This window comes from Nonomuraea sp. NPDC047529 (assembly GCF_040642995.1).
Taxonomy (GTDB): Bacteria; Actinomycetota; Actinomycetes; order Streptosporangiales; family Streptosporangiaceae; genus Nonomuraea.
Genome location: NZ_JBEYTJ010000058.1, coordinates 37,671 through 51,611 on the forward strand (window position 1 = coordinate 37,671; position 13,941 = coordinate 51,611).

Sequence of the window (13,941 nt, forward strand, 5' to 3'; positions counted from 1 at the left end):
CATGACGGCCAGCGTCCCTTCGCCGGAGGACGGCGAGCCCCTGCCCTACAAGGAGGTCACCGACGAGGCATACGCCCGGCTCGCCGCCGGCAGCTTCACGGTGGAGGAGCCGCGTCCGGGCACGCTGATCCTGCGCGGGCCCTGCCCCCGCTGCCGGGCGCCCATCGAGATCCCGCTCGTCAGCGGCATCGTCCGGTCGCCGCGCGCCGTCGGCGAACGGCTGCGCCGCAGGCCGCGACCGCAGCAGGAGACGGTGGAGCCGATGATGTGCACCTGCGAGGACGACCACCCCAACCGGCCGGAGGGCCGCTACGGGTGCGGCGCCTACTGGACGCTCACCGTCTCGGCGGGCCCGCGGTGAGCCACGTCCTCTCCCCCGGTCCGGGCCCCGCCGGTCCGGCCCACCTGCTGGCCGCCCAGGACCGGGAGCACCTGCTCCGTACCGAGCTGCCCAGGGTCCGCGAGGCCGCGGTCGCCTGGCGCAACGGTCTCGGCGGGCTGCTGGCCGCGCTCGTCGGCTTCAGCCTGATCAAGGGCCGGACGGACGTCGGGCAGCTCGACCGGGGATGGGCCGTCGTGGTCGGCGTGCTGCTGCTGATCGCGCTGGTCGTCGGCGCCGTGGCCGCGCTGCTGCTCATCCGCGCGGCGCACGGACGGCCCGCGGTCGCCCCGGCCAGGACGCTGCCGCCGCGCCGCGCCGCCGACCACCTCGAAGCGCTCGACTCGGCCGCCGCCCTGCGCCGCGGCATCGCGCTGACGCTGCTGTGCGCCGCGCTCCTCGTCGCTGCGATCGGCGCCACCTGGTACGGCCCCGAGGCCGGCAGGCCGTCCCTGTCGGTGACCACCCCGGCGGGCACGACCTGCGGGGCCGTCGTACGCGTCGCAGCGGGACGCGCCGTCCTGCGGACCAGGGGCGGGGAGGTCACCGCCGACCTCGCCGCGGCCACGGCGATCGAGGCGGTCGAGGCGTGTGCGTGACCGTGACAGGAAGGACGCCGACCGGCTCGTCCGGGCCGTGTGGCGGCGGATCTCCCGGTGCGTCGACCGCGGGGACCGCGACGCCTTCGCCGGCCCGTCCGCCCTGGCCGAGACGGCCGCGCTCATGGCGGTCACGGCGCCCGGCGAGCTCGGTGACGCGGCCCGGCAGCACCGGCTGGTCGAGACGCTGGGCTGGGCGTGCTGGTGTCTGTATCGTGTCGCGCCGGTCGAGCGGCTGCCGTACCTGCAGCTCGCGCTGGTGTACTTCGAGACCGCGGTCCGGCTCGGGGGCACCCGGCTTCCCGAGCCCCTGAGGTCGGGGTTCGCCGCGGGAGCCGGGCACGCGGCGAACCTGTGGGGAGACCGCGCCCACGCGACGCTGACCGGGACGGCCGAGCCCGACGGACCGGCGCTGGACGAGGCGGTCGAGCTGCTGCGGCTGGCCATCGCCTACGCCCCGGACCACGACGACCCCACGTACGCCGGCGACCTGGCGAACCTGGGCGCCGCGCTGAGCCTGCGCCACCACAGGCGCGGGCACCCCGGTGACCTGCGGGAGGCGATCGCCGTCCTGGAGCGGGTCGCGGCGCGTGACGACGCCGACCTGCCGTCGGTCCTGACCAACCTGTTCCACGCCCAGCTCCGGTCGGTCCGGCTGAACGGCGGGACGACCCGGTACGCGCTCGCCGACACCGCCCAGCGGCTGGTGGACAGCACCGCTCCCGACGCCCCCGAACGCCCGGAGAGACTGATCTACCTGGCCACCTCGCTGGGCAGGGCCGCCGAGCGCACCGGCCGGGTCGAGGACCTCGAACGGGCCATCGCGGCCGGCAGGGAGGCGATCGGCCTCTCCGAGCACCGGCCGGAGCTCCGGCCCGCGGCCTACGGCGCCACGGCGGGCCTGCTCCAGGACCGGTTCGAGTCGACCGGCGACCGGGCACACCTCGACGAGGCCGTGGAGCTCCTGCGCGCGGCCGGCCGCATGCCGCCCGCCCCCGGCCTGGACGTCCAGGGGCTCCTGCGCGCGCTGGCCACACTGCTCGCCGACCGGTACCGCGACGGCCGGGCGTCCGCCGATCTCGACGAGGCCACCCGGCTGGCGCACCGGCTGATGGCCGAGGCCCCACCCGGCGGCGAAGACGCCCGCGAGGCACGCACCCTCATGGCGCGCGTCCTGGCCTTCCGCTTCGAGCACACCGGGGAGCTGGACAGCCTGCTGGAGGCCGTCCGCCTGATGCGCGAGGCCACCGGCGTGGCCCACAGCACCTCGGCCGACCACGGGCAATTGGCCGTCGTCCTGCGCAAGCTGCACGAACGCACCGGCAGCCCCGAGGCGCTGCGCGAGGCCATCGCGGCCCACCGCACGGCGATGGCCATGGCGCCCCAGGACGAGCACCGGGCGTCGTCCTCGTCCAACCTGGCCTTCGCGCTGCGCAACGAGTTCGAGCTCAGCGGCGACCGGCAGAGCCTCGACGAGGCGATCAAGGTCGCGGGCGACGCGGTCGAGGCCACCCCTGGGGACTCCGTCGAGCGCGTCGACCACCTCGTCAACCTGGCCACCGCGCTGCAGACCCGGTACCAGCACTTCGGCGACTCGGCCGACCTGGAACGTGCGGTGGACCTCTACCGGCGATCACTGACCGGCCCCCTGCCCGGCACCGACCAGCAGGTCACCTGCCTGCTGAACCTGGCGCAGGCGCTGCTCGACCGGCACGCGGCGCGCCGTTCGGACGAAGACCTGGCCGCCGCCGTCGCCCTCACCGAACGGGCCGCCGGCCTGCTGCCCGACGGCCATCCCCGGGTCCCGGCGGCCCTGGCCGGCCAGGCCCTGGCCCTGGCCGCCCGCGCCTCGGGCCCTGACCTGCGCCGGGCGATCGGCCTGCTGGAACGGGCGGTGGACGGCCTGCCCGACGACGACCCGATGCGCTCGTTCCTCCTGTCCAACCTGGGCAGATTCCTGCGCGACAGGTTTTCCGAGGCGGGCGACCCGGCCGACCTGCGCCGGGCGGTGGAGGTCTCGGAGGCCGGGCTGGCCCACACCCCGCCCGAATCGCCCTTCCACGCGCAACTCCTGCTGAACCTGGGCAGCGCCCACGCCGACCTGTTCGGCCAGTCGGGGGCGTCCGCGTCCGCCGACCGGGCCCTGGACTGCTGGCGGCGCGCCGCCCTGTCCGCCACGGCGGCCACGTCGGTACGGATGACCTGCGCGATCGCCTGGGCCCGGATGTCGGCCCGGCTGTCACCGGGGTCGCCCGGCACGATCGAGGCGTTCGGCACCGCGATCGAGCTGCTGCCCGTGCTGACCTGGCCGGGCCTGCCTCGTGACGACCAGGAGCGGATGTTGCGGCCGACGATGCTCCTGGCCGGGGACGCGGCGGGCGCCGCGCTCGACGCCGGTGACGCCGGCCTCGCGGTCGCCTTCCTCGACCAGGGGTGCAGCGTCCTGTGGTCGCACCTGCTCGCCACCCGCTCGGACCTGTCGGAACTGCGCGAGAGGGACCCGGCGCTGGCCGCCCGCCTGGACGCGGTCCGCCACCGGCTCTCCGGCTCCGAACCCGCCACGGGAGGAGGACTGCCGTGACGCGTGAGGAGGACGTACGGGCCGATGTGCCGCGTGAGGAGGAGGTACAGGCCGCCTTACGGCGTTGTCTGGACGTGGCCGGGGACTCCGGGGAGCTGGTCTCGCGGCTCGCCGGAGAGCCGCTGGCGGAGACGACCGCGTTCGCCCGGCGGCTGCACGACCTGCTCCAGGGCGCCGGGCCCGACGCCGGGGCGGCGGCGATGGTCGTACGGTTGATCGACCGGCGCCGGTCGGCGATGGCCGCTCTGGGGATCGAGCACTCGTTCGGCGAGCATGTGCCCGACAGGGTCCTGGACGGCTGGGACGCGCTGGTCGACGCCGGCGGTCTCGCGGCGGCCGCTGCGGCGGTGGTCGAGTTCTCGATGACGGCGCAGGAGGAGTTCGACTCCTTCGCGCAGGTGCTCGTCGCCGACGCGCTGGCCCGCCAGGACGAGGTCAACGCAGTGCGCTACCACGCGCGGTGGGAGCTGCTGCGCGAGTGCCGGGCGATCGGCGTACCCGCGACCCTCGCCCGGCGAAGCATCCCCGGCCTCACCGACGCACTGCACGCGATGACCGCCTACGTGGCAGCCACCCCGCCCCCACCTCCAGCCGCGGCCCCGCCTTCCCCCGTGCCCCCGCCTCCGGTCGTGGCCCCGGCGCCGATGGAGGAGGTGCTTCCCCCGGTGGTGCGCGCCCTGCTCCAGGGCGCCGCCGCCCTGGCGCACGCGCTGCCCGAACGGGACGCGGCCCCTCTCGACGGCGCCTCTCTGGATGCGGCTGTCGAGCTTGCGCGGTGGGCTCGGGAGGCGACGCCGGATCCGGCGCCGTACGCGCCGCTGCTCCGCGGCTTCCACGCGACACTGCTTCTTGTCCGGCACCGAAGGACCGGCGACCGGAACGACCTGGAGGCCGCCGCCGACGGCCTGCTCGCCGCTGTGGACGAGTCGGCCTGGATCGACCCGTACGCGCCCGTCCTGGTGGCGGCGGCGAACGTGTGCCTCGCCCGCCTCTGGAGGTCGGACGCCACGCACGACCGGCGACGCCTGGACGCCTTGATCGGCTGCCAGCGCGCCGCCGGGACGTTCGCCACGGGCGAGGCCGAGGCGGAGCTGTCGTGGTGGGCCGGCCGGATGAGGGAACTGGCCCGGTCCGGGACCGGATCGGTGACCGCCGCCGACGTCGCACGCCTGGAGAGGGCGCGCACCACGCTCCCCGCCCGCGCCGGACCCGGTGGCGAGCTGCCGATCCCCCTCCTGCCGGCCCGATGGACCCGCCGCTGAACCTAGGGACTGATCAGGAGGAAGGAGAAGTCCTGTTTCGTCCTGCGGTTCGGCGGGATGTCGATCTTGACCCGGCGGACGATCTCGTCCCGGCTGACGCCCAGCCCGAGGCCGATGAGCCGATCGGGACGCACCGGCACGGGATCGTCGAAGGTGACCATGACCCGAAGCGGCCACGGACTCTCGGGGACGGCGGGCGCGTGGAGTTCCCAGCACCCGTCCCAGTCGAGCGCGTACCGGTTGCGGCGGGCGATCAACGGGTCGAGAAGGACCTGCGCGGCGAGGGACGGCGAGTTGGCCGAGTAACCGGCCAGCAGGCGGGGGGCCAGCGACCGGACCGGAACCCTGTCGTGGACGGTGAGCTTGCCGGTCCGGTCACAGGAAACGCAGTTGACCAGGAGCCAGACGTCGAGGAGCTTGCCGTTGGCGTTGACCCGGAACCTGCCGTCACCGACGGTGGCGCGGTCGGACGGGCAGGCCACGCACCGCAGGACGAGCAGGGGCAGGCGGGTGCGCCGCACCACCCAGGGCAGCACGATATGAGGATGTGAAGACATGATCTCTCTGAAGACCTGACGAAGAGCACGGAAAACAGAGCCGACGGCGTCCGTCGGCGACCGATGCGCAGGAAGGTGTCAGGTCTAGAGAGCAGGCGGCGTCATGCGCGCGAAGTCCTCACGAAGGGATGGGGGCCGGTGGGGGCGGGGGCTCAGCTCAGGCGGGTGCGCAGCAGGCAGAACTCGTTGTCCTCGGGATCGGCCAGGACGTGCCACGGTTCTTCGCCGGTCTGGCCGACGTCGGCCGGGCGTGCTCCGAGCTTCAGCAGGCGTTCGAGTTCGGCGGCCTGGTCGCGGTCGGTGGCGTTGACGTCGAAGTGCAGTCGCAGCCTGCCCGTCTTGGGCTCGGTGGTGGGGCTGAAGACGAGTGTCGGCTGCAGCCCGCCGAACCCTTCCCGCGGCCCGATCTCCACCGCGCCGTCGTCCTCGGTGTCGAGCACGACGAAGTCCAGCACCTCGCACCAGAAGGCCGCGAGCCGGTGCGGATCACGGCAGGGGACGATCAGTTCGGAGATGCGGCTAGCCATGATCGGCACACTACCGGCGGCGGGTCGCACCCGGCCAACGCTTTACGGCCCGGGGTGACTCCCACGTGCGGCCACCTTCACGATCACTTTTGCTGTGACTTGATCACCGGAGTTCTCTCTTTGGGTACGTGAGCTGATACACCCAGTAAGGGGGAGCGATGACCGTGAGGATAGCCTGGGTCTGCGCGCTGTTGGTCGTGATCGCCGTGGTGGTCCCGACGGCGCTGAAGGCGAAGCCGCGCAAGCAGCCGTCCGCCGCCCGCCCTGACGTGTCCGGCGTCCCGTTCGGGGTGTTCCTCGCCTCAGACTGGCGCGGGCCGCACCTGATGAGCGCGTTCGAGGCGTGGCTGGGAGCGGAGGTCCGGGTGGGGCGGACGTACGTGCCGGGCGAGGCGTGGAACGCGCTGGGCGGGCCCGACTTCGTCCTGCAACCCTGGATGCGGTGGCGGGCCGCCGAGCCGTCGCGCATGCTCGTGCTCAACGTGCCGATGGTCATGCCGAACGAGGGCGACCTCCCGGACGACACGGTGTCGGTGCTGCTGAACGCAGGCGCGGACGGCGCGTTCGACCCGTACTTCGACCGGCTGGCCCGGACGCTGGTCGCCGGGCACGCGCCGGACACGGTGATCGTCCCGGGCTGGGAGATGAACGGCCTGACCTACTCCAGCCGCTGCTCGGCCGATCCGCAGGCGTGGATGGCGTACTGGAGGCGGATCGTCACCGTGATGCGGGCGGTGCCGGGGCAGCGCTTCCGCTTCGACTTCAGCCCCAACCGGGGCCCGGACGCCATCGGCTGGACCGAGTGCTACCCCGGCGACGACGTGGTGGACATCATCGGCATGGACAGCTACGACCAGGGCCCGGGCCAGCAGTTCTCCGACTACGTCGACCAGCCGTACGGGCTGGAGGCGCAGGCCGAGTTCGCGTCCTCGCACGGCAAGAAGATCTCCTTCCCCGAGTGGGGGCTGTTCCGGTACGGCGACCGGCCGGAGTTCGTGCGCGCCATGCTCGACTGGATCGCCCGGCACGACGTGGCCTACCACTCGATCGTGGACTACTGCCCGCACGGCGTCTGGCGTTGCCCGGCCAACCCGAAGTCGTCGCGGGTCTTCCGTCAGCTCATGCGCGACCCGGGCTTCCAGCCGGGGCCGTCCGCGCCGCCGACGTTCCCACCGACCTTTGAGCTGCCGACGCCCCCTCAGCCCAGCCCGGCCGTCTCCTCCGTGGCCGTCTCCTCGGCTGCGGACGTCCCCGCCCCGGCGGCCGCGCCGGCTTCGGGCTGACCCGGCCGCGCCAGCCGCAGCGTGTGCGCGGCCAGCCGGTCGAGGGTGACGCCGAGGTCGAACTCGGCCGCCCGCGACGGCGCCGCCCGCTCCTCCTCGTGCCGCATGGCCGGGTCGGTCAGCCGGGCCACGATCGCCACGGCCAGCGCCGCCGGGTCCTGCGGCTCGACGAGCGCGCCGGTCTCCGGGGTGACCACCTCCGTGAGACCGGGGACGGCGGCGGCCACCACCGACCGCCCGGTGGCCATGGCCTCCAGCACGGTCAGCGGCAACCCCTCCCACCGGGACGGCAGCGCCACCAGGTCGGCGGCGGCGTACCAGGGCCGCGGATCGCCGCTCGCCCCCGGCATGAGGACGCCGGGCGGAGCGTCGCGGCGCAGCCGGCCGTAGTCGTCCCCGTCGCCGACGAGGGCGAGGCAGGCGTCCGGGACGTGGTCGGCGATCTGCGGCCAGGACTCGACCAGCAGGTCCTGGCCCTTCTGCCGGGTGATCCGGCCGACGCAGACGACCAGCGGCGCTCGCCGGGAAAGGCCCAGGTCACGGCGGGCGGCGAGGCGCTCGTCGGGCGTGGCGGGCGGGAAGCGGGCCAGGTCCACGCCGTTGCGGACGACGGTCAGCGGGCCGCCCACGCCCGCGTCCCGGGCCTGCCGGTACTCGCCCTGGCCGACGCAGAGCCCGAGCTGCGTCCACCGGGTGGCGACGCGTTCCCAGAGGGTGGAGGCGGTGGCGAGCGTCCCCCCGCAGGCCAGCCAGGACCAGCCGTGCGGCTGGAACAGCGTCGGCACGCGGCCACGCAGCACCGCCCGGCCGACCAGCCCGGCCTTGGAGGAGTGCAGATGCACCACGTCGGGACGGAACCGGCGCACGATGCGCCTCAGGGCGACGGCGGCGGCCAGGTCGGCCGGGTGCGGCGCCCGTGCGGCGAGCCACGGCAGGTGCGGCAGCCCGATCGCGGCCAGCCGCTCGCCGAGCCGCCCTCGCGGGGGTGCGGCGACGGCGACCGTCCATCCGCGCCGGCTCTGGTCGGCGCAGGCGCTCTCGACGTAGGCGGCGACGCCGCCCTCGGTGGGCTGGGTGACGTGGAGCACGCGCGGCGCCCGTGGGCCGCGCGGGACGAAGGACGTCATCGCGCCCTGCGCAGAACCCGGTCGAGCGCTTCCCACCGTCGGCCGAGCGCGCGGCCGCGCACCCGGTCGAGCCTCGCCCACCGCCCGCGGAGCGTCCGGCCGCCCACGCGGGCGCGGGCCGCGAGGGCGTAGGCCGTCGCGGCGGGCGTCCTGGCCAGCAGGAGCCGGTGGCTGACCGCGCACTGTCCGCCCCATTTGGTCTTGTGGGACTCGGCTCCGCGCAGCAGCGACATCGTCGGACGGCCCAGCTCGTGCGCGAGCCCGAGGTCCGTGCGGAGCAGCAGGGTCACGACGTCCACCTGGGCGCGCAGGTCGGGGTGGGTGCCGTAGAGGTAGCCGCCGACGAAGTCCTTGCCGACGATCACCAGGTCCACCGCGACGACCTGGCCGTCGAGGTGGTACTCGATCAGCCGCGCCTGCTGCTCGGCCACCAGCCGCCGGGCGGCGCGGGCCAGGTGGGCGCGGAAGCGCGGCTTGGTGTGCTCGACGTTGATGCCCCGGCCCTGCCACTGCAGGGCGTGCAGGTCGAGCAGGCGGGCGACGGCGTGCTCGGCCTCGGCGGCCGGGACGTCCCTGACCTGGATGGGGGCCTCGTCCACGCGTCTGAGCTCGCGGCGCAGCTTGTTCCCGTTCTTGCCGGGCAGCCCGGCGAGCAGCCGGCCGAGAGGGACGCCGGGCAGTTCGACGCACGTCGAGGCGGGCAGCCGCCAGGAACGGCCCGGCCAGGCCGCCGCGAGCCGTTCGGCGTCCGCGCCCGGCCGCACCTCGGGCAGGTCGAGCACATCCCATCCGGGCAGCTCGGCGAGGGCCCGGCCGAGTGCCGCCGGGAGGTCGGGGTCCCCGTCCTCGATCAGGACGTCGGTGAAGTCGGACTGGTCGCCGCCGAGCGGCCGCAGGACGCGCAGCCCCGCCCGGCGCACGGTCATGACGGGGGCTGCGGCCACCAGCCGTCCCCTGCGTCGCAGCAGGACGGCGCTCAGGTTCGCGTTCCGGCCGTAGGTCTCCCACCACGACGACAGCCAGACGTGCGACTGGAACGGCGTCGCGGCCGGGGAGCGGTCGTGCAGGTCGGCCCACTCCCCCGCCAGGGCGCGCAGGCGGCTGGAGCCGGTCACGACCTCGGTGGCCAGGTCAGGGGTCTGCCGGGTCGTGGTCGTCATGCGGACACCGTGTCGACCGGCCGGCGTGCGGGCGCGGCCTCCTGATCGTCCCGGCGCCCCCGGGCGGGGACCGCCATCCAGATCAGGGCGGCCAGCAGGAGCCCGGCGGCCGTGGCCACGGCGGTGGCGATCAGGGGCTGGGGTGAGCTGGGCGAGGCGGGCGGCACGGCCGGGGCGAAGCTGGACAGGCGGACGCCGGTGTCGGCGCTGTGCCGGTTGGCGTAGGCGGTGAGCGCGCTCGCCACGCTGTTGGCCCGCCTGGCGGCCTCCTCCGGGGTGCCGGCGATGGCGGCCAGCCGGATCAGCGGCGCGTCGGGCGAGGCCGACGCCTGCAGAGTGGTCCGCAGCAGCTCGCCGTCGGCCAGGTAGGCGTCGCCGTTCCCGGCGAGCAGGCCGGGGTGGACGGCCACCCTGGCGTAGGCCTGGGCGAAGTCGGCGTCCTGCGTGGGGACGCCCTGCCGCGCCGAGCTGACCACCGCGTAGGCGTCGGCGGTGTAGACGGGCTCCTGGACCAGCGAGTACGTCAGCCCCGCCCCCATGCCGATCAGCGGGAGCGCGAGCAGGGACCAGGTGCGGAGCGCGCCGGCGGCGCGCTGGACCGGGTGAGTCATGACAGCCTTTCCTGGTGGCGCCTGGCGAGCAGGCGGTCGTAGAGGTCGTGCAGGCGCCGGGCTTGCCGGCGCACGTCGTAGCGGTCCAGGGCGGGGGGTGGCGGCAGGCGCGTGCGGGGCGCGGCGAGGAGCGCGGCCAGCTCGTCGGCCAGCCGGTGTGACGGCACCCGGCGGGCTCCGGGCACGGCTCCGGGCGGCAGGTCGTCGATCGCCGGGCACGAGCCGTACAGCACGGGCAGGCCCGCGGCGAGCGCCTCGACGACGGCCAGCCCGAACGTCTCCTCCTGCGAGGGGGCGGCCAGCACGTCCATGGCCGACAGCAGGGCCGGCACGTGCGCGGTCTCCCCGGCGAACACGACGCGCCGCTCGACGCCGAGCCGCGCGGCCAGCCCGCGCAGCCGGGGCTGTTCAGGGCCGGTGCCGACGAGCAGGAGCACCGCGCCGTCCAGCCGCGGCAGCGCCTCGACGAGCAGGTGGAAGTTCTTGCCCGCGACCAGGCGGCCGACCCCGCCGACGACGAACGCCTCCGGCGGGATCCCCAGGCTCAGCCTGGCCGGTCCGGCGGCCCGCGGATCGTGGCGGAAGGCGGACAGGTCGACACCGTTGGGGATGGTGACCACGCGTGCGGGCGGCAGGCCCCAGCCGTGCAGCCGGTCGGCCACGGCCGGGGAGACCGCGACGACGGCGTGGGTCAGGCGGGACGTCGTGCGGTAGAGCGTGCGGATCGGCGCGGTGACGGGCCGTCCCTCGATGTGCCGGGCCCCGGCCGAGTGCTCGGTGGTGACGACGACCGGCACGCGGGCCAGCCGGGCGGCGAGCGGCGCGTAGACGCAGGCCCGGTACAGGTGCGCGTGCACGACCTGGTAGCGGCCGGCGCGCATGAGGGCGGTGAGCCGGGGCAGCGCGCGCAGGTCCCGGTTGCCGCCCATGCCCACGGCGCGTACGGGCGTCCCGCCGGCGCGGATGGCGTCGGCCAGGGCGCCGGGCCGGGTCAGGACGGCGACCTCGCTGGCGCAGTCCATGTGGGGCAGCAGGGTCCGCAGTTGCTGCTCGGCCCCGCCCGCGGCCAGCCCGGTGATGACGTGCAGCACCTTCATCGGGCCAGCCCCCAGCGCAGCCGGTGGCAGGCGTTCTTGGCGAGCAGCCGGGCGGCGGTGTCGCGGTCGCCGACGTAGCGGCGCGGCAGGGCGTGCGCCCCGGCGAGCCTGCCCGGACGGACGGCGCAGGCGTGCTCGTACCCGGCCCGTCGGACGGCGGCGACCTCGCGGGAGGTCAGCTCGCCGTAGGGATAGGCGAAACCGGTGACGGGGGCGCCGAGCACGTCCTGGAGCATGAGCTTGCTCGTGGTCAGCTCGTCGGCGAGCTCGCCTGGGGCGGCGGCCGGCAGGTGGGGGTGGCTGTGGGTGTGGGAGCCGACCTCCATGCCGGCGGCGGCCACCCGGCGCAGCGTGTCGGCGTCCATCAGGGGGCGGGGGGTGACGTCGCGGTCCCAGGCGTTGTGGCCGCCGATCCGGCCGGCGACGACGTAGACGGTCGCGGTGAAGCCGTAACCGGCCAGCACCGGGACGACGTCGGTGGCGAAGTCGGCGTAGCCGTCGTCGAAGGTGAGCCCGACGAGCCCGCGCCGGTCGCCCGGATGGTTCAGCAGCTCGTGCACCGAAACGCCGCGCAGCCCGCGCCGGGCGAGCCAGCGGATGTGCGCGGCGAAGCGCTCGGGGGTGACGACGATGTCGAAGGGGTCCTCGTCGCGTTCGGCGACGGAGTGGTACATCCAGATGAGCGGCAGCGCGCCGATGCGCGTGCTCATACGCGCTCTCCTTCCCTGAAGGTCGTGACGGCCCTCCGGAACGGCGACAGGCCGAGGCGATGGAGACCGGCCAGCATGAGCGCGGCGGTCACGGTGATTCCGACGGCGTTGGCCAGGGCGATGCCGCCCTGCGCCATGCCGGGGACGAGCGCCACGGACAGCGTCGCGGTCAGGGTGAGGCCGGCGGCCATCGCCAGGGCCGGGTACCACAGCTCGCGCCCGCCCCCGGCGCAGAAGTAGGCCCTGCAGACCACGCTCACGACGGTGTGGCCCAGCAGGCCGATCGTGTACAGCCGCAGGACGTGCTCGGTGGCGGCGGCGTCCTGGTCGTCGAAGGCGCCGCGGTGCAGCAGCAGGCCCACGACCATCGGTGCGAAGGCGACCAGCAGCGCGGCGGCGCCGACCGTGACGGCCGCCGCCGTCGCCAGGTCGCGGGCCAGCAGCCGCCAGGCCCGTACGGTGTCCCCCGCGGCGATGCTGCGGGCCAGGTGGGGATAGGTGACGGTGGCCAGCATCAGCGAGACCACCATCGGCACCTGGGCGATCTTCTGGGCGTAGTTGAGATGGGAGATCGCGCCGGCGGGCAGGTCGGCGGCGAGCACGCGTTCGACCAGCACCTGCCCCTGCCGCAGCAGCGTGAAGGCGACGATGGGCAGCAGCGCGGCGACCGGCAGCACCAGGCGGCGGGGCATCCGGCGGGGCAGGCCGACGCGCCGCAGGTACGCCGGCGCCTGCATGCCGACCATGAGGACGGCGCCCACCGCGACCCCCCACGCGGCGGCCCGCACGCCGAGCGTGTCGTGCCAGACGACCAGGCAGCCGACGAGGGCCACGTTGTAGGCCAGGCCGGTGGCCGCGGGCGGGCCGAAGACGTGATGGGCCCGAAGGGCCGCGCTGGCGTATCCCGCCAGCGCGAACGGCAGGACGCAGCCGCAGCAGATCCGCCAGCACTGCACGGCCAGGCCGGCCTGCGGAAGGCCGGGGGCCAGCGCCGTCACCAGCCAGGGCGCGAACGCCGCGGCGCACACGGCGACGGCGGCGAGCGCGGCGGCCAGGGCGGGCAGCGTCCGCTCCACCAGCGCCGCCCGCTGTCCGTCCCCGGTCGCCGTGCTGAACAGCGGGATCAGCCACAGGGCCATCGCCCCTTCGATGAGCAGCGGCGCGGCGGTCTCGGGGACGGTCCAGGCGACCAGGAAGGCGTCGGTGTCGGCGTTGGCGCCGAACAGCGCGGCCATCAGCAGGTCGCGTACGTATCCGAGGGCCGAGCCCGCGCCGACGAGCATCGTGGTGAGGGCCGCGGCGCGCAGGTCGGCCGCGCCCCGGCTCAGCACGCGGGCCGCCGCGACGGGAGCGCGGCGTCGGCGCGTCCCATCGCCAGGCCCAGCATGACCGACATGACCAGGCTGGTCGCGCCGCCGATGTCGGCGTAGGCGAAGTCCACCGCCAGCCACGTCATGAAGCCGGCGGCGGCCAGCCCCGCCGGGCCGGACCGTCCGGGGCGGGTGAGCGTGCGCACGAGCACCCCGCCCACGAGCAGCGCGAACGCCGACAGGCCGACGAGCCCCTGCTCGCTGAGCACCAGCAGGTACATGTTGTGCGGGGACAGCAGCGGCTGGCGGCGGTAGCCGCCGGTCGCGTCCTCGATGTCGCTGCCCGAGGACAGGGCCAGCGGCGCGTAGGTGTCACGCCAGGCGGCGAACCCCTTGGGGCCGACGCCGGTGACCGGGTGGTCCTGCCACATGCGGGCCGCCGCCTGCCACAGCTGGTACCGGTCCGACACCGATCTGTCGGGCTGGGCCACCGAGGAGGAGATGGAGGCGACGCGCTCGGCGACGATCCCGCCGGCGGGCCCGCCCAGGAGCGTCAGGAGCACGGCCCCGGCCGTGGCGGCGACGGCGGCCCCGACGGCCGGCCGTGCGCCGCGCAGCACGAGCATCACCGCCACGGCGCAGCCGACCGCGACCCCGGTGCCGCGGCTGAGGGACATGACGAGCGGCGGGCAGAGCGCCGCCGCGGCGATCAGGGCGGCGACGCGCCGGCGCGAGCCG

General features: G+C 75.3%; 14 protein-coding genes. 5 read left to right on the forward strand and 9 right to left on the reverse strand.

Annotation, left to right across the window (positions count from 1 at the left end; translation table 11 throughout):
• Position 1: 1 nt before the first annotated feature.
• Genes ABZ815_RS48410 through ABZ815_RS48425 form a run of 4 tightly spaced genes read left to right on the forward strand, consistent with a single transcriptional unit; the run spans position 2 to position 4,821 of the window.
• On the forward strand, positions 2–361 hold the full coding sequence (locus tag ABZ815_RS48410) for a hypothetical protein (RefSeq protein WP_357708970.1): 360 nt from the start codon (positions 2–4) through the stop codon (positions 359–361).
• Entirely contained in the window at positions 358–978 is a 621-nt protein-coding gene (locus ABZ815_RS48415; RefSeq protein WP_357708972.1) for a hypothetical protein, read from the forward strand. Before ABZ815_RS48410 ends, ABZ815_RS48415 begins: the two co-directional genes overlap by 4 nt.
• The gene (locus ABZ815_RS48420; protein ID WP_357708974.1) at positions 971–3,559 is read left to right on the forward strand and encodes a tetratricopeptide repeat protein; all 2,589 of its coding nucleotides are present in this window, start codon (positions 971–973) and stop codon (positions 3,557–3,559) included. Before ABZ815_RS48415 ends, ABZ815_RS48420 begins: the two co-directional genes overlap by 8 nt.
• Positions 3,556–4,821 (forward strand): hypothetical protein, encoded by a 1,266-nt coding sequence (locus ABZ815_RS48425; protein WP_357708977.1) that lies wholly within the window; start codon positions 3,556–3,558, stop codon positions 4,819–4,821. The genes ABZ815_RS48420 and ABZ815_RS48425 overlap by 4 nt, the downstream gene beginning before the upstream one ends.
• 2 nt (positions 4,822–4,823) lie before the next feature.
• Here the strand turns inward: ABZ815_RS48425 and ABZ815_RS48430 are convergent, their stop codons facing one another.
• Both ABZ815_RS48430 and ABZ815_RS48435 read right to left on the reverse strand, forming a co-directional pair.
• Positions 4,824–5,357, reverse strand: coding sequence for a DUF1062 domain-containing protein (locus ABZ815_RS48430; RefSeq protein WP_357708980.1), 534 nt, complete (start codon positions 5,355–5,357; stop codon positions 4,824–4,826).
• Positions 5,358–5,530: 173 nt separating this feature from the next.
• Positions 5,531–5,905: a VOC family protein gene (locus tag ABZ815_RS48435; protein ID WP_357708982.1), complete on the reverse strand. Its 375-nt coding sequence runs from the start codon at positions 5,903–5,905 to the stop codon at positions 5,531–5,533.
• Positions 5,906–6,063: 158 nt separating this feature from the next.
• Between ABZ815_RS48435 and ABZ815_RS48440 the strand changes: the two genes are divergently transcribed.
• Positions 6,064–7,188, forward strand: a complete 1,125-nt coding sequence (locus tag ABZ815_RS48440; protein ID WP_357708984.1) for a glycosyl hydrolase — start codon at positions 6,064–6,066, stop codon at positions 7,186–7,188.
• On the opposite strand, the gene ABZ815_RS48445 is transcribed toward ABZ815_RS48440, so the two are convergent.
• The 7 genes from ABZ815_RS48445 to ABZ815_RS48475 form a co-directional block, all read right to left on the reverse strand.
• Positions 7,104–8,315, reverse strand: a complete 1,212-nt coding sequence (locus ABZ815_RS48445; protein ID WP_357708986.1) for a glycosyltransferase — start codon at positions 8,313–8,315, stop codon at positions 7,104–7,106. The two genes, ABZ815_RS48440 and ABZ815_RS48445, sit on opposite strands and share 85 nt — an antisense overlap.
• A complete protein-coding gene (locus ABZ815_RS48450) occupies positions 8,312–9,475 on the reverse strand; it encodes a GNAT family N-acetyltransferase (RefSeq protein WP_357708988.1) in 1,164 nt (387 codons plus the stop codon). The genes ABZ815_RS48445 and ABZ815_RS48450 overlap by 4 nt, the downstream gene beginning before the upstream one ends.
• Complete coding sequence (locus ABZ815_RS48455; RefSeq protein WP_357708991.1) at positions 9,472–10,086, reverse strand: hypothetical protein; 615 nt, start codon at positions 10,084–10,086, stop codon at positions 9,472–9,474. Before ABZ815_RS48455 ends, ABZ815_RS48450 begins: the two co-directional genes overlap by 4 nt.
• The gene (locus tag ABZ815_RS48460) at positions 10,083–11,183 is read right to left on the reverse strand and encodes a glycosyltransferase (protein WP_357708994.1); all 1,101 of its coding nucleotides are present in this window, start codon (positions 11,181–11,183) and stop codon (positions 10,083–10,085) included. The genes ABZ815_RS48455 and ABZ815_RS48460 overlap by 4 nt, the downstream gene beginning before the upstream one ends.
• The gene (locus ABZ815_RS48465) at positions 11,180–11,893 is read right to left on the reverse strand and encodes a polysaccharide deacetylase family protein (protein WP_357708997.1); all 714 of its coding nucleotides are present in this window, start codon (positions 11,891–11,893) and stop codon (positions 11,180–11,182) included. The genes ABZ815_RS48460 and ABZ815_RS48465 overlap by 4 nt, the downstream gene beginning before the upstream one ends.
• Positions 11,890–13,224: a lipid II flippase MurJ gene (locus ABZ815_RS48470; RefSeq protein ID WP_357708999.1), complete on the reverse strand. Its 1,335-nt coding sequence runs from the start codon at positions 13,222–13,224 to the stop codon at positions 11,890–11,892. Before ABZ815_RS48470 ends, ABZ815_RS48465 begins: the two co-directional genes overlap by 4 nt.
• On the reverse strand, positions 13,218–13,941 hold a 724-nt coding region (locus tag ABZ815_RS48475; protein WP_357709001.1), incomplete at its 5' end, for an O-antigen ligase family protein. The genes ABZ815_RS48475 and ABZ815_RS48470, both read right to left, overlap by 7 nt.